Here is a 22,958-nt window from a genome sequence, read left to right as displayed (position 1 = left end):
CATTGCTAAATTTAATGCTCTTTGAATCAGCACCACTTTCTTAAATGACATTTGTCACATAACAACACTACAGCTAAAAACATCACACGTAGCTATTCACTCCGAACAAGATATGGCATTCAGGTATTCAGGTATTCAGGTATTCAGCACTAAGCATATCTCAAATCGAGTTCTCATAACGCACGAAACAGCTTAAAAATATCTTGACGAATCGATGTGGACTTTAGTAGTTGCTATTTAAGGTATGGCGCATATAGTGAGGAAATTATTTGTTGATTCGACAACTTTCCAACAGCCTATCCGTAACCTTTTCAAGGGAGACTCCGTCCAGCAGGCATTTTATATTCCTTGCCACTTCTTCTGGCGGAGTCTGGTAGCTACCTAGAACATGGAAATCCGTTGCAGAAATCTCAAGGAAATGATTTTTGGTCGCACCAGTGAAACTAGTTGTTTCATCACTCTCGTGGGCCTTCTGGTTCAGCAGAGCTTCGGCCTTAGCTAGGGTCAGCTCGGTTCCGATGAGCAGAACTTTGTGGTAAATGTCCCGGCGATTGAATATGTAGCCGGGATCGGAGTCTTTTTTCCAGTCAGGTTTTACTAGGATCAGGTGCAGAGTGCGGACACCTGCAGTCCCTAAGTCCCTAACTAGTTTCGCTTGGCCTATATTGATACCAAATTTGAGAGGGGCTTTAGTTCCACGCCTAAACGGGTATTTGTGCTTGAGTTCGATTTCCCAGTACTGGTTTCTATATAGGACGATCCGATCAAGGTCCCATAGCCAACTGAAGAATGGCTGGATCACAAAGTTTTTCATTACTCTATTAAGCAGCACCTCATTCCTGAAATTGTCTATTGTTTCAAAGGCCCCATGTAATCTGCCCCAGAAAACAGCCATCTGTCTTTCTATATCTCTGACATTCTGTTTGATAGAAGGGAATGGGATAGTTGCGAAACTTCTTTTTCCTTGCAGGTAGGTTTGAAGCGATATTACTTTCTCTTCACGGCCGGGTTTGTGGCAGTAGAAGTCACAGCTTTCCTCGTCGAAACCCACGCTAAAGGTGGTATAGGGCGCAAGCCTCTGGAGAGTTCTAATATACTCTTGGCTTGCCCAGTTGTTGTTTCGGTCCCAAACGAAGAAACACCGAGCATTTCCTGCTCCCTTCTGCTTAGCAATAACTGTAGTAACGTTAGGCACCTCGAGGCCTAGGTGTTCGAGATGCTTTATGTAAGTCATCGCGATCGGTTCTATTTGTAGTCCCTCTAGTGTCTGGTGTTTGTCGTAACTAAGGAGCTCGAACTGAATGTTTTTGTTGTTCAAGTCCAACTGACTCAGTACAGAACCGTTGCCGACAGGTGTTTGCGTTCCGTGTATTTTTGTTTTCACGTTGTGTTTGCTCCGACTAGCGCTGTATACCTAGGATTTCGTAAAAATAGTCCTTGAATAACGTATGCCGTTCGGCCTTAGAAGGTTGGTAGCTCGCTTGGATTGTTTCAGGCATCACGAGTTTCAATTGTAGTTCTTTCATCTGCTGGATCACCAAACAGTTTGGGGCGTTGATAATGCTATCAATTGTAGTGGCGATTCAGTTTCATTAAAATGCGAAATGTTCCAATGAGGCTAAAAGTCGTCTAGTGAAGTAGTGGCGATTCCAATCGACACGAAAGGCCTGAAGGTTAATGGCGAGGTGAGTGGAAAGTGAAAAAACATGGTACCCTTGACCAGTACACGCACAAGCCTGAATATAGGGCTAAGTTAATATTACATTCAATGGAAGGCACGTAATGACAGATTTAAATCAACTAATTTCTTCGGCGGTTAAAGCATCAGGGGCTGACGACTCAATCAATGCTCAATTGACGGAAACTTTGAAGAAAGAACTTAATGGCTACGTAAACCTTGAACTTCTTAAGACTAAGCTAGAAGTTCTATATAACTTTGAGAAAAGCTATCTAGAACTAGTTAAAGAGTATAAAGAAGAGATCAAGTTTGCTAGCACACTACAAGAAGATTTACGTAAAGAACGTTCAAAGTTCTTTTCTGAAACACTTAAAGAAGTTTCTCGTACATTGAGTGAGTCTCAAGTTGACGGTGATGTTGCTTCCAAGTGGTTAAAAGAACTTGTTGATAGTTACACCAAAAGTTTAGATCTAAGTAGTAGCCTGATTGAAGAGCATACGCTTGATACTATCGGTAAAATCCGTTCAGAAGCTAAGTTAAACAAGCCTACCGTTACAGCTAGGGACTGCTAATCAATGAGTAATGAGACTCAGATAAGACTTTTGGTAGCTGTACTTCATTTGATCAAGCAACGTAAAGCCTTAGAAAATGAATTGCATCGAAATACTATAGAAACCTTATTAAGTATTACATTCAATAATGCAACTTAAAACAGCAGAGACAAAGATAGCTCCTAAAGCAATGCAAGAGCTATTGAAATCCTTACGAGAGGCAAGGTCAGAGCTTGTTTCTCGTAGTGTTAGTGAAGATCCTCAACTTTTTTCAGCTTTCTTCCAATATGAGAACAACGAAAACCTTTTGTCATTATCTTTTGAAAGAGAATATTCCATTTTCATCAATAGTAATCTAGAAAAGTTATCAAACAATATCACTGATATTGAAAATATTGACACGCAGAAAAAGTTAAAACACATCATCGAAGAATTTGTGAGCTTTAAGCAATCCAAAAGTACCTCTTGCATAGACACGTTCTTCCTTGATGATAAAGTCAAACAGATTGAAAAAATCTTCTCAATCTTTGATAAAGACAAGGGTCGACTCGAAGAAATTAATTACATAAGAAGAAAGGATCAAGTTCTTTTTGAACGAGAATTTAATCGGCAGTTAGGAGAACAGAATGGGTTGGTTAAGTAAAGTGGGTGGTGCTCTTCTCGATTGCATCAGTAAGCCAGTTGAAGTTTTGTGTGATTGGGCTTCTGAACCGTTAAAGAGTAGGTCTCACGATAGAAGTGAATCGGCAAGGAATTCTGCCCATCAACGAAATATGGAAACTTTAACAGCTCAATCTAGATCTGAACACGAAATCAGAACGAGAGAGATGGAGCTTGAGCACGAACTTAAGGCTAAAGAAAAAGAACTAGATGTAGATCTTGAAGTTCGTAGAGTTCGAGAAATCGAAATGGCTGTAGCTGAAATTCAAGAATGGAAAAAGGAGAAAGAGTTTGAGCGTATGGAGCGCACCACCGCAGCGATTGCTCTTTACCTTGAACAATTGACTAAATTAAACGTTGAAACGATCAATGCTATTGGTCATATGCAACTTGAACTTAAAGAGCGTGCTCAACAACTCGTATACGAAAAAACCATTCAGTATAAAGAGCTACAAGATACCGCTATTGAAGAAGCAATGAATGACTTTCTTAGAATCGAAGAAAAATTTGGAGATAATGAAAGAGCAAAAGATATTCTAATCAGAGCTGTTGATACTAAAATGGGTAACATCATTGATACATCAACTCGCTTCTTAGAAGAGCTTAATAGAGATATTGTTAGTCTTAACCAAAGTATTGACAGACTAACTAACCAAGGTCAGAAATTCATTGAAAACCATCTAGAGCATTTCCATATAACTGATGCAAATTCGCCTCTAACTCATGCAGAAGCAAATGGTGAGAAGTTAATACCGCTGTCAAAAGATATTAACTAACTAACGTAATAAGTTATGAAAGTGAATCGCCACTACTTCGCTAGATGACAACAAGCCTCATACAAACACAACTGCTAAGCAACAACACGATGTAGTTACGTATGTGTGAAACGAACAGTGACTTTTGCATTTTAATAGTTATTAACATGCAGAAATCGCGTTTTTACGCGCATATTTGTGCTTTTTCAGCAGCAATTGACTGCAAACAGCAGTTAAGATGCTGCTATGCCTATAAAAGTGCATAAATAGTCACAATTTCGATGATTGAGCTAAAGTTGTGTAGTTAGCACGACTAACTATCGCACTCATTCACGCAGAGTGATGCTCAGTTCGTAACTGAACGTATCGCTTCGCTAATATCAAAGAAATACTTACCGAAGAACTTAGCACTGCTGTCTAGGCTCTCGACAGAGATATGTTAGATATTATGTTGATGCTGTCACCAGAAGATGATGAACTACTACAGATGAGCAACAATAGATGAGCAACTATATTTTGAATATCCTAGATATTGCCGCATTTTAAGATTTCCTCCAAGAAGTAGCTTCATGGTTTGACAGTTGGAAGTTACCATAAAATCCAATCTTCATAAAAATTTTCAGGCTCATCGGGTATGCCAGCAATGATATCTCTTCCGCCCAATGCAAATATTAATTCATTATATTCTTCTTTGGTTGAAATTTTCAAATCATTTAAAAGATCTTCGAGATCGAAAAGTGATAACTTTTCCCGGCGTTCAACGAAATCATAAGTTATGTATTTCTCCAGTATATTTAGTGAAAACTCACTTCCTTTATCAGAAATTAAAAAAACATCTAAAAATATATTCCAGTCGCAATTAAAAAATTTTTCAGGATGCACTGGAAGATAATCGTGCCATATAACATTCTCATCATAAAATCGGTTATATCCGCTTTGAGTATATATATAGTTATCATGTAAAAACAACTTAAAACCATTTAATGAAAATCTATTACCTTCTAAAAAAGTTACTAATTCAAATGGTACTTCTTCTTTATTTAGATTTGGCAAATCACCATCTTCATCATGATACACTTCATCTTCTTCGATTAAATTTGACTCATGAATCAGTTTACCATTGGAAGAATTTATTAAGTGTTCCATTACAGTTATGCCAGAAACTGTTATTTTTTCCAAAATGATCTGTGAATTATCAGATAGTTGATCAAATCTTAACAGTCCGAAACTAATCCTCCCCAACAAACAAGAAAACGCCGAACAATCAAATTCTGAATCTATAAAGTCACTAACATTCTCTCCGCGTTCATTAATTAAATTCTTTTCATACTTTTTAATTAATTCATCTTTAACGTAATAGAATCTTGATGGAAAATCTGGAATTAGAAGATTAGATAATAATAGATTACACTCTTTACATAACAAAACTAGAATAAACTTTATTTTCTTATTATTAATAAATAGGTGTGCGGTTGTGATGGCTGGACAATGATCCCATTCTAAGTTGGTTGAATTTCCACAACACTGACAAATTAGTTCATCAGAAACAGGCCAGGATCTCTTATATAGTTGATTATACTGTTTCATAGCCTGTTTTCTACTCATTGCATTTCCTCAAGTGTGTGAGTTGGATTTTATAACATTAATAGTCGACTTTAGAACTAGTAATCGATGGGATAACGCTTCAGTAAATAACACCGTGTAACTAAATACTAATTCTTATTTATTAGGCATTTATCTAGTATATTTAAAGTTTGCTTTGTCTTTAATTGAGCTTCGTGAACCCACCCTCCATCACTACTCAAGTAGTCATCAAAATTTCTAAGCAAATTTATCAATTCATCGATATTATCTAAACCGATCTTAACTTTATCAGCAGCATCCTTGACTCTACTGGTTGATAGTTTTCCTTTAGGTGGAACACCCACATCCATAAAGTGATATCCGTTAACAATTTCAATTGCAGATAACACCGCAATATCCAATAAGTGTTGAGGATCAGATTCAACACCTATTTTTCTCCTAAATATTGAAGCTATTCTCGGCTGTAGATATTCAATATATGAAATATGCTGACTAGATTCATTTTGGTGAGGAGGAGCACCACTTCCATCATCGAATGGAAGAGAACGAATATATGTATCATTAACTAGTGACAAGGCCATTAAACATTCTTCATCTAAAAAAAGTTGATGCTGATAAAGCAGCTCTTCAAACTCTTTCCATCCATTTGCAGGAACAGGTTCATATAGTCCCTCTTCAGGATCGTAATTAGACACCCACTCTTTATTTATTTGAGCCATTTTAGTTATTAATGCTGCAAATGCATCTCTTTGATGATCAAAGAATAATGAGGTTCGAAGTTGTGAAACCTGATTTTTGTGCTTAAATTCTTCAACTTTTGAATTTAATTCAGTTTTATAGCTTTCCAACTTTTCAGCATATTCATACTGAATAGATTGTTTCAGTCGCTCTGAAATCCACCCTTTGGCCAGCCAAACCAACATTGCACCACTAAAGCCACCAGATAACATACTTATCAAGTATTCCATTCTGCCTCCCGCCCCCTAAAATTTAATAGTGCGCATATGCGTATACCTCATTAGACCTAAAAAACGCACATTGCTAACTGGTTGAATCGGCGTTACTTCACTACACAACCTTTAGACTCAGTTAAAATACCAAACACCTCTGCTCCAAAACTGGGTTATCTGAGTGTTGCACCGATTTAACTTTCTCTGCAATTTCACATTCATTCTTTGTCACTGGATATTGCTTATCCCAAGCATTCATTAGCTGACGCTGAGCGTTGCTCATCTTGTAACGAGGATAAGCCGATTCAAAATACAAGTATGTGCGCGCAATCTGACCTCTCGCTTCTTTAGGAGGTTGGACTTTATTGCCTTCAATCCGCATGTCACAGCTACCAAACGCAGATTTGGCTGTGGGTAACATAGTGAAGTTATAGTTCTGCCTCGCTGCGTTAACTGAGCCTATTGCCGGTGCAAGGTTGTATAAGTCTGACTGCATCAAACGGTATTCTTTATTCGCTTTCTCTGCGCACTTTCGGCCATTGAATGCCTTGCCCTTGCTATCGACGCAAACAGAGTGGCCTTCGCGCCACTCGGAGAATGCCTGGCCGAAGTTCTCGGCAGGTACTATATGTTCAGCTTCCCACTTAAATCTGCGCTTAAGATAGACGGCTGTCTGAAATCCTTCAGGTAAAGTAATCTGCTTTTTACTGTCAAAGGCGGCACCACAGTATATCGTTTTGCGTAAAGTGTCGGTGGTGTAGATGCTATTCTGCATAAGCTTTTTAGCTGCCGAGAATGATTCAATTTCGGTGTTGCCAGCTGCCATTGCACCAGTACAGAACAATCCGATGATGAGCCAAGTCAATTTCATTCATCATTCCTTTTTATGATCAGCGACATTGAATCAAGGGTATTTGTCGCCAATCCGTAGTGTATTGCGGTGTTAGCATATCCCGTCGCATATGCCATTTTGGGTCAATACCCTGCGCAGCAACAAATACGGTGTCACTGCCATAACGCTGGTTAAGCTTATCCAGCACGCACATCAATCTTGGTTCTTCGGTAGGTGGAGAGAACAAATCATATTGCACATGCTCTTGTGGTCTAAGGTCAACCAAACCTACACCAATCTTGTAATAACGTACCCCGTCAACATAGAGCCTGGGAATAGCCATTGCAACCTGCCGACCAATCACTAGGCTATCATTAGTTGCTAGGGGGAAACGTAATAGCTGTTTGAACCCTCTTGTACAACCATCATCAAACGGTGAGTTATGAGCAAACACCAAGATTGCACCAGCCACACTATGCTGCTGCCTTGCTTTTTGGCTGGCTTTACTCACATGCATAGCAAAGGCTTGCTTGAGCGAGTCCAGTTCTTCAATTCGTTCGCCAGTGCTCCGAGTAGAAAATATCTGTTGCTTGTCCGCTCTTGTTTCATCCCAATTTCTAGTCGGCGTTCCATTAAGCTCCAAGACTAAGCGTTCCACTTCAACACTAAACTGCTTACGCGCTAACTTGATAGGAATTTTTGACAATTGTAATGCGGTCATAATCCCCATACTCTCTAGACGTTTACTTAGCTTCCGCCCAATTCCCCAAACATCAGAAACATGCATTTCCGATAGTATGGACTTTCTCGTAGATTCAGAATTAATTGCACAAACGCCATTAAAGCCCTCGATACGTTTTGCGGCATGGTTAGCGGCTTTTGCTAGCGTTAAAGTGTCACCAAAACCAACACCAACAGGCAATCTAGCCTCCCGCCAAACCGTACGCCGAATAACAGCACCCAGTTCTAACAAAGCTCCCTCACCTAAGCGCATTCCAGTCAAATCTAGAAAAGTTTCGTCTATGCTGTAGATATGCTGTCTTGGCGCAAACTGACCAACAATTTGCATCATCTTGGCAGATAAATCGGAATAGAGTTCGTAGTTGGATGAGCAAGCAATAACCCCATGTTGCTCAGCAAGCGCCTTTACCTGAAACCAAGGCTTAAACTTCTCTATTCCAGCAGCTTTAGCTTGTCGATTTGCGGCAACAACACAGCCATCGTTGTTAGACAGAACAACAATCGGCTTACCACGCCAATCAGGGCGAAACACCTGCTCTGCTGAACAATAAAAAGAGTTAGCATCAACGAGAGCAAACACTATTTATGCCTCAAAAGACGATTAGGTCTGAAGTTATGGATTGAGCGAATTACAACACCTTCAACGGAAAAGGTATCAAATTCCGAGACGGGTACAGGTTGGTATGCTTCGTTAGCAGACAACAACAATTTGCGCGTCGTATCAATGCACTTACACACGAACTCACCATTGATATTCGCAACTATGACATCACCATTAATCATAGTGATGTGCCTATCAACGATAAGTACGTCACCATCGAATATGCCCACCCCTTGCATGGAATCACCGGACGCCTGACAGAAAAAAGTGGCTGACGGATGTTCTACGAGTAGTTCATCAAGGCTCAACGGTAACTGATGGTATTCTGCGGCGGGGGATTCAAAACCAGTTATCCCCGCACTCGCATAGATAGGGATTACTCTCATAACTTAGAATACACTGTTTATATGTACAGTATATTCTAGCAGAGCTAATGGAGATGGGAAGGTGTAAAATCTTTAATCGAAGTGCCGTCCAATTAATCTCGCCAGAAGCGCTATAACACGATTTTCGCTGCGATTTGTCGATGACAGTACAAAGTAGTTACGGACGGCAAAAAACAACCCTATAGCGCCGGTAGCGATTCCAAGATAGTGAAATAGACGGATACCTCGCCCATACATTACTTCCAGCCCCGGATAGCTAACAACGCCTTGTGCTGCGTTAAGCCTTGATTCAAGCCAGTAGGGAAATGCGTAGTAGAAAATGAGGAAGGAGATTAGGCCAAACAAGAAAGCACCGTACCAAGACAATCGGCTGCCAATAACGACTGAGTCAGCTATTATCTGGCTGGAGTGGCTTCTGCGTCTGTATCGTCTTCCCATGACAATTACTCCCTAATCGTTACTAGTCTATGTACTCTAACTTATCCTCTGGCAGGTCGAGGAATATGCTAAGGCCAGAACGTTTGCCAGTCTCATCATCCTTTCCATACACAGATGAACCACTCATACAGGCAAGAATGGTCAAGGTTTTCTCAGCCCTAGTGAGTGCCACGTAAGCGTTACACAGCTCTTCTTTGTAGCTCGATAACTTGCTTTTGCTAAACTGCGGATCAAGCACGTAGCAATGTTCGGCTTCTAAACCTTTACACTTATGGTAAGTAAGTACCTGAATTGATTTACCGTCACCGTACTCAATATCAGCTTTTTTGAGCGCTTTTTCAACACTCAAGACTTGCTTGTTATAACGGCATAAGATGAACTGGGTGCCACTTGATTGCCTAGCCTTAATGTCTCGCACCAACCATTGAGCAGCTTCCTTCAGTCTATCGCAGTTTTTCAAGCGAGGAATATCAGCCTCTTCCGATTTATTGACTGAAACTGAAATACTGTACTTAGAATTGATCTTACGCCGAATTTCGTTAGCCAAGCTGACCAATGGAGCTGATGACCGATAGTTCTTAGTTAACTGAAAACGTTTACGATTGTTGAACGTCTTAGTGAATTGGTCGAGGTACTCATGCTTAGCGCCCCTGAAGCCATACATGGATTGGGCCGGATCGCCCACACAGAAGAATTGAATACCATGATGATATAGCATCTCTATGATATCCCATTGAATCTCATTGGTATCTTGGATTTCATCGATGATCAGGTGCTTAGTCTGTTCTGCCACCCTCTGGCAGAAATCATCATCTCGTAAACGTTGCCGTAGTTGCACCAGAAGATCATTAAAGTCCCTGAATTTTCCCTCTTTGTAATCTTTATAGCGCGCCAGAAGCTCAGAAATATCCTCTTCGTACTCGACTAATTCCGGTGCCACCTTCTTGATACTGCGCTCTAGAATAGGCTCATCAAAGTTAGCTAGGTGGTTGAAGATAAGCTGGCATCGGCGAGCAACTTCCCCACTATCAAGCCTTTTAACGATCTTGCTTTTAGACCGTACTAAGTCTTCGATGATCTTTAACGCTGCTTCTGCACTGAGAACCTTTTGATCTTTTTCAAAATTAAGCAGCTTGTTACACCAACTACTGAAGGTGCCAACAAACATGCTGTTGTTATCAGGGAGCTTCTCATCTAAGCGTTCAGCAAACTCTTTAGCGGCAGCATTAGTGAACGCCAGCACACTGATTTCACTTGCATCAACACCCTCAGCTAACAGATGCTCAACACGCTTTACAACTAACGATGTTTTACCTGAGCCGGGACATCCTTCTACGTATATAGCCCTTTCCTCAGCTTCAATAATGGCTGAAATCTTATGGCTCTTACTCGCAATCTTATTAATACGTGACTGAAGGAGCTCACTCACCTTACATTTGGCTGCGCTGTAGTTTCCGGTAACATCAGTCAACTCTTTAACTGGGGTTCGAATTGCCTCTAGTAGCATTTCAGAGCGGCGACTAACGGATGCAGCAATCTTCTGCTTACCCAACAAGAATAGCGATGAACGTGTCTTTTTTCCTTGTTCACGGCGCTCTTGGTTCTTTAGTCTCAAGGTCTCTAACGTGTTTCTGCAATTCCTCACTGTTTTATCAATGACCAACGCCTCAAGCTCAGAATCATCAAGGTCGAATAGCCGTTTAGGCCGTATTAGGCGGACATCTTCTAATAACGAGCGAACAAGACTGATATCAGCCAATTTGAAGGGGTCTTTTTCGAATCTGCGGCGAGATTCAAGGCGGAGACTACAAACCTGATTAGGGAACCAATCTTCAATGCCGTCTAATCTCTTAGCGATAAGATCCCAACCTAATACAGCTGCCTCGATAAATTTCTTATTTTCCTTAAGGACTTTGTCATAACCAATTAGGTGATCACTAGCACGGCTACCAACATAGGTCGTTTCAGCAGCCATGTCCCCTTCTTTTGGGAAAACTTCGCCGACCTTAACCTTGTTATTCTTGGTTAGCAGGAAGCCGAAGAGCTGGGATACGCCATACATGATGTACCCCGTATGCAACTCTAATATTAGGGCATTATCTATGAGTTGCTTATAACGGCGGATTTCTAATACCGATTGAAGCTGGTATAGCATAAAAGATGCTAATTCGCGGGAAACACGGGTAGGGATATATTCTATCTCACAGTTATATTTTAAATCTCTGCCTTTATTTCTCTCGAATTCCGGATCAGCAATATAAATATCAAGATATCGATATTCGTCGAGATCGGCGAACATCTGGAATCTATGAGTAAAATAAGGTCTTTTATCACTTTTCTTATACCCAACATTCTTATTGCCAACATTTAATTTATTTACTGTTAGGCGGTCTTGCCTTTTTTTGGTTCTCACCCGAATTAGGCCATTTTCGCCATCAAGTAGTTTTTCAATATCAAAGGAAGTAAGATTCAATCCTATACGAATGAAATCTATATCAACTGTTTCTTCGCTGATGTTATCGATTGCCGCTTCCATGAGAGTTTGTTGGTACTCAACAATTTCTCTATCTCGCAGCACACTCATAATTTTTGCGATATCAGTTGTGTAGTTTAATGTTTTAGGATTAGTAAGCTTAGCAATTTTACGGTTGAGTTCTGGCTGAACTAATGGGTATTTCTCATTTCTTGTTATATCAAAAATCTTACTCGGAACGAATTCTTCGAAAATGTTGGTTTCATCTAAACCACTAGTAGAACTATTGGAATGATTATTAGATAGCTTAGAATCACTCATCCTTGAATACCTATAAAATTGAATATTGATCTGACATTTAAGCTCATTTCCTTGTCTTGATATTACTTCTCTGCGACTACTAATACCACAGATTTTGCATCTGTCGGCGCATCACAATGATACTGCGATTTAGCAAATCGTACATCTTCTACTCGATCACGTTAGCTCTGCTCGCAGTGCTAAAAGCATAAAGTCGATTGCAGGTAACACAAAACAATTTCTGCGTTGAGGATTGATAAATCCTAGGCAAAAGCGCATCTTTGACTATGTACCACTGAAAATCCATCACGCCTTAGTTAGATGTAGAGAATTTTCAATATGTTACTGATTTTTTCGGCGTGTACATGCCATTTATATAGCGTGGACATGTCATTTAAACAGCGTGAACCTAATCATATTTTAATCATGGACATACAGAATATTGGTGATGGACATATCAAATAAATGGCATGAACATCTAATTAAAAAAGCATGGACATTGAGTATTTTTTAGCATGGACAGTTAGTATTTTTGACGTGGACATAGGGTAATTTATCGGATTAAAGACAAATAGTTCAGCCGACGAAATAATGCATAAGGAAATCATAATATGGGAAAACACCGTAAAGATAGAACCGCCGAAGAGTGGACAATATATGGAAATGACTTATTAACAATGATGGGAAAAAAACATAAATTATACAAAGAAATAGATGGACTATTAATAAAACTAAAAGATCATAAAAATAGTATTAGCAAACCAACAGTCTTACACGCACTTAATAGTCACAAGAATAAGCTAAAAGACATTTGGCGCAAATGGACGCAAAAGATAAAACAGACTCCAAAAGATGCGGAAAGAACAAAATTCTATATTAAAGACTCAACATTTGAAAATATACTTAAACTCATTGGCATCACACCAGAGGAAAAGAAAACAAAGGAAATAAGTGATAACGAAGTATTCAAAATATTAATTGAAAACATTAATTCATACGGCATAAATAATACTAAAGAAATGTACGATCTAATGGATGAATTAAAAAGGTATGATACAGCCACTAGTGAACGATATTCAAAAGACAACTTAACAGATGAAAAAAAAGGCTATCAAGGTGAAACAAATAAAATAATTCACGCCATACTGGGAGAGCTAAAGAGAAATAAAATTAACAACTTCGAAAAACTAAAAAATATTCGCAGTACGGTAAACAAAGAATTAAAAGAAGTGAACGAGTTCCTCACCAGTGAGAATGACAAACTGAAATCCAAAATCCACGAACTTGAAATTAAACTCAAACAAACATCGGATATTTAGCGAATTCGATACTGCGCAAATACTTTAATTTCCTTCGGCCTTAAAACCGTGTCAAAATCATTGGCTGAATTACCTCTTCGATAGTGATACCATGAGATTGTAGCGTGGTATCGCTATTCCCTTCTATTTCAATCATCTAGCAACAAATTTACTCATCTTCTAACTGGAGTTATTTCTATGACTACAGCGACCCCTTATGCGCTGTATTTGAGCCGTCTTGCGCCCAATAGTCAGCGCTCGATTGCTTCGCAGATGCGCAGTATTGCGCGGCTGATGGACTGGCCGGACGTCACAATGGGTAAGCAGCTGAGCAGCGTTGACTACCAGCAAGCGATGCAGATACGCGCCTTGCTTATCCACGAACAGTGGTCAGCCCGGTCGATTAACCGTGCCATGACAGCGATAAAGAGTATTGTCAAAGTCGCTGCGCTCATGGGTAAAGCCGATATGCAGCAGGTTGCCCATATCGCCAGCATTACGCACATGAAGCATGGAGAGCATCAAGGTAATCCACTGAGTGCTGCACAAGTGACACAGCTGTTTGAGCTATTAGGTAAGCGCAGAGGTCTCTATGGTCTGCGAACGCTAGCTATCTTTGCGCTGTTCTTAGGCACTGGGCTTAGACGCAGTGAGTTGGCAGCACTGACCATGGCTGACTATGACAGTAGCACCTCAACCATCACAGTCGTGGCCGGGAAAGGTAACAAGAGCCGGGTGCTGTTCTTACCTACTTGGGTTGAGCAGCATGTGCTTACATGGCTAGAGCTGCGTGGCCGCCAAGCAGGGTATCTCATTTGTAAGTGTACCGTCACCGGGCAATTCGCAGTAGATGAGCCTGTCAGCAGTGACACCCTGTATCGGCTAGTGAAAGACAAACTATCAGCGATTGGTGTGTTAGGCGCTTCCCCTCATGACCTGCGCCGCACCTTTATTACCCGGCTACTGGAGCAGAACGTTGATATCAATACTGTGCGCCAGATGGCAGGTCATGCCGACATCAGTACCACCACCATCTATGACAAGCGTGGTGATGCGTTTATGCGGGAAGCGGCGGCGACGCTGGATTATGTTCCTGAGACTAAACGTCGTGGCGGGAGGTCGTCATGCTGAAACGCAGCAAATCGCGTTTATGGCGTGCACAGTACTGCCACTATCTAGCCTCTTGTTATGGTGAAGCACTGATATGTGCTGCCTTTACCAGAGAAGGAAAATTCTCTTCTTCAATGGTGGAATCCATGACCGGGGAGAAGGTTGAGCGTCTCAAACAGTACACGCTGGATGACGTATTAGCCCTTATTCCTAGCGAAGACCGAGCACCGACAGCGAGCAACACCGTGACCCAAAATGCCAAGTTCCTGTGTCAGTTGTTTGGGCTGCCGTTACAGATGCAACCAGTAGTGGCATTTGTGATTGTGATGAACGCTAACCTCGGACTGAGAAGCATCGCCGATGTCCTGCTGGATGATGACGAGGGCGTACTGGAGCGGGTATTGGTTGCCAAGAGTGGTCTTGATAGCGAGGACATCATTAAGCAACTGGATAAGCTTGCCAAGTGCCAGTTAATAGAGGAAGTGTCATTTGTCACCCCTTATCTGATGAAGTTACCCGTACCGCTGATACCTATACTGGTGAAACAGCCGCTTACCAGTGCTGAGCAGTTGATGGCTCCGCTCATTTGTCAGAGCCCGGAAGCCCAATTTAGCCTGTCGCAATTTGGGCATGTGAACACTGACTTACTGGCTAACTACTTATCTGCCATTACCAAACAGCCAACTGTCGGTATCAATATCCTGCTCTATGGCAAAGCGGGAACCGGGAAAACCGAGTTAGCCCGAACCTTGGCAAATTCAGTTCAGCGTAGCCTGCTGGAAGTGCAAAGTCTGCGCTTGGAAGAAGGCAAACTGGTAGGGGCATTTCATTCTCGTAACCCGGCCTCACAACGTCTGGTGTATCTGAACCTGCTGCAAGGGTTACTCTCGGGTAGCAGTGGCAGTCTGCTACTGGTCGATGAATGTGAGAGCCTGTTTGTACAGGCCGATGAACACTACACCAAGGAAGGATTGATGCGGGTGTTGGAGCAAAACCCAGTACCCGCTATTTGGATAACCAACCATGCGGAGTTGCTGGAGCCAAGCTTTATCCGCCGCTTTAAGTTGGTCATGGAAGTGCCAGTACCGGAAGAGTCTTTTGCCTATGCCATGAGTCAGCAGTTACTGACATCGCTCAAGGTATCGGATGAGTATCGATTATTGCTGGCCGAGAAACCCAATGTCACTCCGGCCATAGTCGGCAATGCCGTGCATGTGGCAACGACACTGAAGCTTAAAGGCACCAAGGCCGAGGCCATACTGGATGAAGTGATTGAGTCTACATTGGAAGCTTGCGGGGAAGACGCACCATTACCCAAGTACCAGGGCGAATTGGTGTTTGATGACAGTCTGGTGAACTTTAAGGTAAATACCACGTCCCAAAGTCACCCTAATCACACTAACCCGGTATCACCGCAAACCGAAACCGCCGAGATACTGGCCTCGATTAACCATGCCGTGGAACAGGCGATGCCCATTCGGGTCATGCTCAGTGGTCCACCCGGTACAGGTAAGACGGCATGGGTACATCACTTAGCAGAAACGCACGGTTATGAGCTGATGCACATCAAATGCTCTGATGTACTCAGCAAGTATGTCGGAGACAGCGAGCAGAACGTCGCTAGACTGTTCAGAGAAGCAGATAAGCAGCAGAAGCTGATGCTCATCGATGAAGTCGACAGTCTGCTCAGCAAGCGCGAGAGCGCTCATGCGCAGTATGAAGTGCAGCTTGTGAACGAGCTACTGTCTCAGCTTGAGTGCAATACCATGCCCGTGTTTGCTGCCACCAATGCCCTTGCCAGTATTGATAGTGCAGTGATGCGCCGTTTCGATTTCAAGTTGGAGTGCGACTATCTCACTAGTGAGCAACGCCAAGCACTATATAAGCAGGTTTTTGGCATTAAGCGCCTGACCCATGTTGAGATTTCCACCCTTAACACCCTAAACCAGTTAACCCCCGGTGACTTCGCCATCTTGGCAAGACGCCAACGCTTTGAACCTAAGCGCGACCACCGCGCTACTGCCCTCGCTTTACTCGGTGCTGAGAACAGCCGTAAGCAAGGGAAACCCCGTATCGGATTTATCCGTTAACACCCAACCATAGGAAACACACCATGACTACTGTATTGAGTTCGCTCAAGGTTATCGCTCGCCCTGAAATTGCCCCTAAGCCACCCGTATTAGGTAAACGTATGAAGTTACTCGACAAGCTGGAGCAGCAACTATCACTGGCCGAGTGCATGATTGAAGGGAGGGAGTTTGAAGCCTACAAGGAGCGTTCAGTAAAGGATGCCGAGACGGGCGAACGCAAGAAAATCCGTCGCCGTTATATCGTCCGTCCATGGTTCTATGACAGCGACAATCACTACTACTTTGAGGTGCGGATTAGCAACAAACCTGTCGAGCTGCAAAAGGGCTGTCCGGCTATTGATGTCGGTGACAAGGCCAAGCTACCGGAAGTCATCAAGGTAGTGATTGACGCAGTGGAGAAAGGCGAACTGGACGAGCAGTTACTCGCCCCAGCCCCCAAGATTGGCAAAAAGGCTAGCGCTGACACAACGGCTGCTAACGAGAAAGCCAGTACAGATAAACCCACCACCGAGAAACAGGCTGCCAAGCCCGGTAAGTAACAACTCACATCGCTACACCAAGACCATAGAGAGGGGGAACCATTGCGTTCCCCTTACCTTTTTATGAAGGACAAGAAGATGCTCACCATTAATACCGACCTCCCTTTACCCGTATCCGATACCTTTGCCACCAAGTTAGCGGAACTTGTGAAAGATATTGATAGCTACAGCGTCACCATCAACTTCCGTGATGAGGATTACAGTGCCGAAAGCGGGGGATTTCATCCGGTGGAGATCCGTTTGGAGCACCACCGTGATCATTGGCGACTCTGTTACATCACGGAGTTTTGTTACGTGGGAACCGGATACTTTGCCGAACTGACCAAAGCCATTGATTTTGACTTCAGTTACTCCGCTTTTCAGACCTTGTATGGGTACTTCCCTATCAGGGCAGGACGTGACATGTATGAGATGTGGGAACCCAACTTTTTGAGCTACTGGGAGATGGGCGTTTTCACTATTAAAATGACACCCAATTAGACAAGCAAAACACTCAAAAGCACGTCATAGCCGATTCTTAATTCCCTTGCAAAGTTTGGAGCCGACCAGCACATCGGAAGATGAATGCTGCGTACAGTTGTACCCAGAATATTGTGGAACAAGGAAAGGATAAGTGCTGGAAACAGAGACAAAAAAACCGACTTATCGTCGGCCTATTATCTCGCTAGGAGATGGTACCAGAGGACGGACTCGAACCGTCACGCTTTTAAGGGCGGGGGATTTTGAATCCCCTGTGTCTACCGATTTCACCACTCTGGCACAACTTTGTAGCTTCAAAAACTTTGCAAATCTTTGCAAGGATTTTGCGTGTAAATTCTATCTAACTTACTTTGTAAATCAATACCTTAGTTAGCTTTTCTAGCTAAGCACAGTGAATTTTGAATCCCCTGTGTCTACCGATTTCACCACTCTGGCACTGATTTGATTTTTCACGTTTTTACACGTATCGGTGATAGGTAATCATCGATACGGACGGCATTATACCTGTGCTTCATACAATCGCAAGCCCTTTCAGTGCACTCACTATAAAATGCTGTCTGACTGATTAATTTTACAACGCTAGGCATTTTTATGGTGGCCAGATGACACAAAAACTAACCCCTTCGACGATGGTAAATATCGTCAAAAATTTGATCGGCTTCTGATACTGTCCACACCGCTTCGAGCGAAAACCACATTTCTGGTGGTTTATTGATCGCGATCAGTTTACCCGCATTGCACATTGGCTATTTTTTAACTGACTTTACGATAAGAGGAGTAAGTGAATGACACTATTACTTGATATAGATGTAATGTTCACAACACCTCTGGGGTTGCTGTCTACTCTCGTGCTGCTTGGCACTGTTGGACTCCTCAGTTACCTATCTTGGGTACTGATTGTAAAGTCTTCTAAGAGTTAGTTTTCGTATTTTCTTCTGAAGGTGACACTAAGAAGTGATTTGGGCAGCATTGCGCTGCCCTTTTTATTTATCGAAAAATATTAACTAAGCTGCGTGTTTGCGAACTTGCGCTAAGTTATTGATAAACTGCGGCCGAGTTTTAATTAGGTGTTGCATATCTTCTTTGCTTAATTCCCCAGCAGGTAATCTGAGTATCCTGCGGTTGAGATACTTACGGGCTTTCATGGAAATTTTGAAGTCAGCAGTTGGGCCCTGAATCGCGTAGTGGCGTTCATTGCCGATACATTCCAGAATGTGGCTCCGCAGCAAACTCTGCACGACCAAATCATCTTTAGGCATAGTCAGCACCGAACTGCCTTGCAGAAAGAATTCTCGCAATAATGCCCGTTCAGCGGGATCTAGAAGTTGGACTTTTTCCTCTATCGCGTCATCCACTCGTCGGCCCTGTAGATATTTAATTGCTTCATCTAACAGAAAATTGACAACCAACGCACCGATATACGCCAATGAACATAAAAGTCCTAGGCCAATATAATGACCATTATTGATGGTCCATTCATCCAGACTTACGAGATGTAGTAATGGCGAAGGGACAAACAACAGCAAGGTAGTCAACAACATACCCCACAGTGATAGCCTCAGCAGCAGTCCACGCATACTGATTTTTTTCGGCAATGCCAGTCTGAATCGCTTCATGAAGATACCCGGTGTCAAAAACATAACAGTGACAGCTGACAAGCAAATAAAATGCCACTGTTAAATGTATTATTGAGGAGAAAGCCGACATGGCATCGGCTTTACGAAGGAGGATTCGGTGGGATTATCGGTTAATCGTATCTTTGTGTAGTAAGTTGAGCGATATTAATGATGACTTCTACCGCCTTTTCCATTGACTCTAAACAGACAAACTCGTGTTTACCATGAAAATTATGTCCACCAGCAAACAAGTTAGGACATGGTAAGCCGCGATAGGACAATTGGGCACCATCAGTACCGCCCCGAATGGGTTTGATATCAGGCGTAACACCTGCCATTTCCATTGCCCGACAAGCGATATCGGTAATATATGGTGTGGGCATCACGGCTTCTTTCATATTGAAGTAACTGTCTGAGATCGCAATCTCCAGACTGCCACTGGTCAACTCATCGTTGTATTTCTCAACTAGATCCCGCAACCATTGCTTCCGTTGCTCAAACTGCTGCTTGTCGAAATCGCGGATTAGATAAACCAATTTCGCTTGTTCTGTTGTGCCTTCCATCGACACCAGATGGAAAAAGCCCTCGTAGCCAGAGCTGTGCTCGGGGGTATCATTCAACGGCATCCGGGCATGGAACCGACAGGCCATAGTTGTTGCATTCACCATCACCCCAAAAGCACTGCCTGGATGACAAGTGTTACCACGGGCGGTAATGACGGCTGTTGCTGCGTTAAAATTCTCAAACTGTAATTCCCCTGCGGCACCACCATCTACTGTGTAAGCCCACTGTGCCGCAAAGTGCTCTACATCAAAGCCCTGTATGCCGCGACCAATTTCCTCATCTGGGGTAAAGCACAAGGCGATTTCACCATGAGGAATTTCAGGGTGCAGTAGCAGATAATGCAGCGCCGTGATAATTTCCGCGATACCTGCTTTGTCATCAGCGCCAAGCAACGTCGAGCCGTCGGCGGTGATTAGCGTCTTACCAATATAATGCAGGAGATCGGGGAATTGCTCCGGTGAAAGCTGTTCTATTGTCCCTAACGGTATGATCTGTCCCTGATAATCACTGATGATCTGCGGCTTAACGTTAGCGCCACTATAGTCTGGAGATGTATCTAGGTGTGCCAGAAATCCTATCACAGGAGTATCAGCCACAGTCGCAGGAACGCGAGCATAAAGACAGCAAGTATCGCTAAGAAAAACGTCACTAAAACCAAGTTCAGTCAATTCCTGCTTGAGCGCAACGGCAAATTTATGCTGACCAACTGAGCTGGGAATCGCAGAATTGTTAGGATCGGATTGCGTATCCGATTGCACATAACGCAAAAACCGAGAGAGCAGAGCTTCTTGCATAGTTTTGTAACCCTAGTGCAATAAAGTGGCTGCATTCTAGCACAACCAATTTGATTACATTAGATTTGGATCATATTTTTGGCGTTAGCTGAATTAGGCCTTTTGCGCCAATTTCAATAGCACCCGGCTAGCAGCGACAAAGCCAAAAGTCCCCGTAACAGAGGTCACTGCACCAAAGCCTGCCGAGCAGTCCATACGCATACTGCCAGTTACGCCTTCCTTGCTATTACATACGCTGCCATCTGGCTGCGGATATTTCAGCTGTTCACTGGAGAATACCGCATCCACACCAAATCGCCGTTGGGGATTCTTACTGAAGTTATATTCCCGCCGCAGTAGATTACGTACTTTCGCCAATAATGGATCCTGAATCGTTTTCGCCAAATCAGTTACTGATACCAATGTCGGGTCGAGTTGTCCGCCAGCGCCACCAACGGTCACCAGCGGGATTTTGTTACGCTTACACCAAGCAATCAATGCTGCTTTAGGTTTGACGGCGTCAATACAGTCCACCACAAAATCCGTCGCACCTGCTGGTGGCAGATATTCAGCAAGATTATCAGCGCAGATAAAGTCTTCAATCTCGGTGACCTGACACAACGGATTGATCTCCTTAATACGTTCCGCCATTACCTTGACTTTTGACTGTCCCACGGTGGAAGCCAGCGCATGGATTTGCCGATTGCTGTTGGTAACACACACATCATCCAGATCCATCAAGCTGATGTTACCAACACCGCTCCGTGCCAACGCCTCGGCCACCCAAGTGCCCACACCACCAATACCTATGACCATCACACGGGCTTGAGAAAATACCTGTAACGCTTTAACACCATATAGTCTGGCGATACCACCAAAGCGTAATTGGTAAGCATCTGCTTCAATCATTGTTACTGACAAGATGACGTTCCTGGACTCAGAGATTGCAGTTTGCAATTGGGAAAGCAAAACTGCGTTTTAAATAGGTTAACTCATTTGCGTTTTGTAATTGTTTCACAAATTTATGGTCTCTGTCTTGTGTGTATCACAAGCTTGCTCTTAACGCTCAGATTTTATTCATTAAAAAATTTTACTTTTTTCAAACATCGACTATTACTAATTTATCCTTTAGTTGAACGGCAAGATCGGATACAGGCTGGCATACTGATAAGCCAATGCGTTTTTGCTCATACCACAGGAGGTTACGCTAAAAATAATCACTGCTGAATTTTTAATCGCTAATAGGTGTTTTTGTCACTTTTTTGAAAAAGTTCCGTGGCGCCAGGACATAAAGTGTGATCAATGCCACAATATTAAAAAATTAAAACTGTAAGAATTCGCGCAGCTTTATCTTGAGCAGGAAGCCCGGGATTAGCCCAGGAACACGAAAAGCAAAACCATAAATAAATGGAATAGAACTTAGGTTCTAGGGAGCACATACATGAAGAAAAGTTTTATCTCTGCGTCAGTAGCTACTGTTCTGGCAGCCGCCTCTTTCGGTGCACTGGCTGATGGTCCATCTTTCTACGGTCGTTTCGACCTGATGCTCACTAACTCTCAGAATAGTTCAACCCTGCAGGGTGATACTTCTGGCGTTACTGTTGGTGAGAGCGGTACTTATCTGGAAAACAACTTCTCATGGTTAGGTGTTAAAGGCACCGAAAAGATTTCTGATAGCGTAGAAGTCGTATACCAAGCGGAATGGGGCTTTGAAAATACCTCTAACACTGGTAGCTCTACCGTATTCAACTCTCGTAACACTTACTTTGGTTTCAAAACTGCTGCCGGTACTGCGGTATTCGGCCGTAACGATACCGTATTCAAAAATTCTGAAGGCGGCATCGACCTGTTTGGTAACACCAACGCGGATATGGACCGTATACTGCAGGCTCAAAGCCGTGTAGCTGACGGTGTATGGTATTATTCTCCAAAAATTGCTGGTGTTTTGACTCTGAACGCTAACTATCAGTTCGATGATAACAATGCCACTACTTCTGCCGGGGATGGCAGCAGCCAGTATGCACTGAGTGCCACTCTGGGTGACAAAGGCTTCAAAGCGCAGAACTACTACGCAGCAGCAGCCTACAACAAAGGCATCAATGGTATTGATGCCTACCGTGTAGTTGGTCAGGTTAAACTGGATCAATTCAAAGTAGGTGCGTTGTTCCAACAGTCTGAAAACGTACTGAACAGCGACATCGATGGTAGTACTTACCTGGTTAACGTTGCTTATAATCTGAACGGTGTAAACCTGAAAGCTGAATACATCTATGATGATGGTGGTTTCGGTAGCTACTTCAAAAACATCTCAGGTGTTAACATGAAGGCTGATACCGTGGCTACTCGCTCTGTAAGTGATGTAAGCGTTTCTAACTTCATCGTTGGTGCAGACTACAAAGTTGCTAAAACCACTATGTTGTACGGTCACTATGCTTACTACACTGGTGACTATAAGCAAGATGGTGCCAAAATCGACCTGGATGACGACAACGTATTCTCTGTAGGTGTACGTTACGACTTCTAATCCTGTTTAAGGATG

19 protein-coding genes and 1 tRNA gene are annotated in these 22,958 nt (G+C 42.8%); 9 read left to right on the top strand and 11 right to left on the bottom strand.

From position 1 onward, the window contains the following. Nucleotides 1-265: 265 nt before the first annotated feature. Nucleotides 266-1,384, bottom strand: coding sequence for a hypothetical protein (locus tag IE064_RS05230; RefSeq protein ID WP_189616946.1), 1,119 nt, complete (start codon nt 1,382-1,384; stop codon nt 266-268). Nucleotides 1,385-1,782: 398 nt separating this feature from the next. Between IE064_RS05230 and IE064_RS05225 the strand changes: the two genes are divergently transcribed. From IE064_RS05225 to IE064_RS05215, 3 genes are all read left to right on the top strand, one after another. Then, entirely contained in the window at nt 1,783-2,250 is a 468-nt protein-coding gene (locus IE064_RS05225; protein ID WP_189616945.1) for a nickel transporter, read from the top strand. Nucleotides 2,251-2,377: 127 nt separating this feature from the next. After that, nucleotides 2,378-2,872 carry a hypothetical protein gene (locus tag IE064_RS05220; RefSeq protein WP_189616944.1) on the top strand — a complete coding sequence of 165 codons (495 nt, stop codon included), beginning with the start codon at nt 2,378-2,380 and terminating at the stop codon, nt 2,870-2,872. After that, nucleotides 2,856-3,665 (top strand): hypothetical protein, encoded by an 810-nt coding sequence (locus IE064_RS05215; RefSeq protein WP_189616943.1) that lies wholly within the window; start codon nt 2,856-2,858, stop codon nt 3,663-3,665. Before IE064_RS05220 ends, IE064_RS05215 begins: the two co-directional genes overlap by 17 nt. Before the next feature lie 567 nt (nt 3,666-4,232). On the opposite strand, the gene IE064_RS05210 is transcribed toward IE064_RS05215, so the two are convergent. The 6 genes from IE064_RS05210 to IE064_RS05185 form a co-directional block, all read right to left on the bottom strand. After that, entirely contained in the window at nt 4,233-5,249 is a 1,017-nt protein-coding gene (locus IE064_RS05210; RefSeq protein WP_189616942.1) for a hypothetical protein, read from the bottom strand. A 107-nt stretch (nt 5,250-5,356) separates the two neighbouring features. Then, nucleotides 5,357-6,196 (bottom strand): hypothetical protein, encoded by an 840-nt coding sequence (locus IE064_RS05205; RefSeq protein ID WP_189616941.1) that lies wholly within the window; start codon nt 6,194-6,196, stop codon nt 5,357-5,359. 121 nt (nt 6,197-6,317) lie between these two features. Next, entirely contained in the window at nt 6,318-7,049 is a 732-nt protein-coding gene (locus IE064_RS05200) for an endonuclease (RefSeq protein WP_189616940.1), read from the bottom strand. A 19-nt stretch (nt 7,050-7,068) separates the two neighbouring features. Continuing rightward, complete coding sequence (locus IE064_RS05195) at nt 7,069-8,331, bottom strand: Y-family DNA polymerase (RefSeq protein WP_189616939.1); 1,263 nt, start codon at nt 8,329-8,331, stop codon at nt 7,069-7,071. Further along, on the bottom strand, nt 8,331-8,738 hold the full coding sequence (locus IE064_RS05190) for a LexA family protein (RefSeq protein WP_189616938.1): 408 nt from the start codon (nt 8,736-8,738) through the stop codon (nt 8,331-8,333). The genes IE064_RS05195 and IE064_RS05190 overlap by 1 nt, the downstream gene beginning before the upstream one ends. 460 nt (nt 8,739-9,198) lie before the next feature. Then, nucleotides 9,199-11,970 carry a DEAD/DEAH box helicase gene (locus IE064_RS05185; RefSeq protein ID WP_189616937.1) on the bottom strand — a complete coding sequence of 924 codons (2,772 nt, stop codon included), beginning with the start codon at nt 11,968-11,970 and terminating at the stop codon, nt 9,199-9,201. A gap of 590 nt (nt 11,971-12,560) precedes the next feature. Between IE064_RS05185 and IE064_RS05180 the strand changes: the two genes are divergently transcribed. The 5 genes from IE064_RS05180 (at nt 12,561) to IE064_RS05160 (ending at nt 17,466) form a co-directional block, all read left to right on the top strand. Beyond that, nucleotides 12,561-13,268: a hypothetical protein gene (locus IE064_RS05180; protein ID WP_189616936.1), complete on the top strand. Its 708-nt coding sequence runs from the start codon at nt 12,561-12,563 to the stop codon at nt 13,266-13,268. Nucleotides 13,269-13,445: 177 nt separating this feature from the next. Beyond that, complete coding sequence (locus IE064_RS05175; protein ID WP_189616935.1) at nt 13,446-14,378, top strand: tyrosine-type recombinase/integrase; 933 nt, start codon at nt 13,446-13,448, stop codon at nt 14,376-14,378. Then, nucleotides 14,372-16,447, top strand: a complete 2,076-nt coding sequence (locus IE064_RS05170) for an AAA family ATPase (protein WP_189616934.1) — start codon at nt 14,372-14,374, stop codon at nt 16,445-16,447. Before IE064_RS05175 ends, IE064_RS05170 begins: the two co-directional genes overlap by 7 nt. Before the next feature lie 23 nt (nt 16,448-16,470). Then, nucleotides 16,471-16,986, top strand: coding sequence for a hypothetical protein (locus IE064_RS05165; protein ID WP_189616933.1), 516 nt, complete (start codon nt 16,471-16,473; stop codon nt 16,984-16,986). A 78-nt stretch (nt 16,987-17,064) separates the two neighbouring features. Then, nucleotides 17,065-17,466 (top strand): DUF2787 family protein, encoded by a 402-nt coding sequence (locus tag IE064_RS05160; RefSeq protein ID WP_189616932.1) that lies wholly within the window; start codon nt 17,065-17,067, stop codon nt 17,464-17,466. A gap of 192 nt (nt 17,467-17,658) precedes the next feature. Here the strand turns inward: IE064_RS05160 and IE064_RS05155 are convergent. The 4 genes from IE064_RS05155 to tcdA form a co-directional block, all read right to left on the bottom strand. Beyond that, nucleotides 17,659-17,745: transfer RNA gene (locus tag IE064_RS05155), tRNA-Leu, on the bottom strand. A gap of 725 nt (nt 17,746-18,470) precedes the next feature. Next, entirely contained in the window at nt 18,471-19,082 is a 612-nt protein-coding gene (locus tag IE064_RS05150; RefSeq protein ID WP_133037310.1) for a superinfection exclusion B family protein, read from the bottom strand. A 131-nt stretch (nt 19,083-19,213) separates the two neighbouring features. Continuing rightward, a complete protein-coding gene (gene pepT / locus IE064_RS05145) occupies nt 19,214-20,440 on the bottom strand; it encodes a peptidase T (RefSeq protein WP_189616931.1) in 1,227 nt (408 codons plus the stop codon). A gap of 93 nt (nt 20,441-20,533) precedes the next feature. Next, the gene (gene tcdA, locus IE064_RS05140) at nt 20,534-21,328 is read right to left on the bottom strand and encodes a tRNA cyclic N6-threonylcarbamoyladenosine(37) synthase TcdA (RefSeq protein ID WP_189617049.1); all 795 of its coding nucleotides are present in this window, start codon (nt 21,326-21,328) and stop codon (nt 20,534-20,536) included. Between the two features lie 532 nt (nt 21,329-21,860). Here tcdA and IE064_RS05135 point away from each other — a divergent pair. Continuing rightward, the gene (locus IE064_RS05135; protein ID WP_189616930.1) at nt 21,861-22,943 is read left to right on the top strand and encodes a porin; all 1,083 of its coding nucleotides are present in this window, start codon (nt 21,861-21,863) and stop codon (nt 22,941-22,943) included. Nucleotides 22,944-22,958 lie beyond the last annotated feature (15 nt).

Origin of the sequence: Shewanella fodinae (assembly GCF_014651955.1) — a bacterium.
GTDB lineage: Bacteria > Pseudomonadota > Gammaproteobacteria > Enterobacterales > Shewanellaceae > Shewanella > Shewanella fodinae.
The sequence above is the reverse complement of the archived record's forward strand: the minus strand, read 5'-3'. Positions and strand labels throughout refer to the sequence as shown.